At 48.0% G+C, this 535-nt stretch carries 1 protein-coding gene; it reads right to left on the bottom strand.

All coding sequences use genetic code 11. The annotated features are described in order from the left end of the window. On the bottom strand, nucleotides 1–535 hold a 535-nt coding region (locus ASC50_RS03730; protein WP_478209964.1), incomplete at both ends, for an alpha-1,3-galactosidase-related protein.

The following is a 535-nucleotide window of genomic DNA, read 5'->3' as shown; positions in this document are numbered from 1 at the left end:
GTGTGGATACCAGGATGCCTCTTGCGCGACAACTCTTGAAATAAGAGTCCGTAATGAGGACATTGGGATTCCAGGTCAGGTTTTCTAATGCGTTTCCGGCAATCACCCCTTGAGGAATGGCCTCCTGAAATGATATGTCAAACAATCGGGTATCAATGTCGCGAAATGATTTTACCGTTCCGGTTGCGAAGGTGTGCAGACTTGTGTTTTCGATAAACCCCACCGATTCGCCGGGACGCGCCCAAAGCAGGCCACGATTGTCATTGCGCGTCAGTTTACAGCGCAGCGTAAAATCATCCACCTTTTCGATGACGCGCACCGACGTTCCGTGCACATTAATCGGGTCGTCCATCAATCCGTGAAAGGTGCACTTTTTTATTACAATGTCGCCCTTGCAGTTTGAAAAATGCAAGCCATCGTCGTGTCCGGCAAAAACCCGTCCCTTTTTCTCGTTGGGTACGCTATTTACATTTGTAAAGGTGAGGTTTTCGGAGAATTGCAACAACATGCCCAATCCGCAATTGTGATACATGTT

Source organism: Candidatus Symbiothrix dinenymphae, from assembly GCF_001431085.1.
The sequence above is the reverse complement of the archived record's forward strand: the minus strand, read 5'-3'. Positions and strand labels throughout refer to the sequence as shown.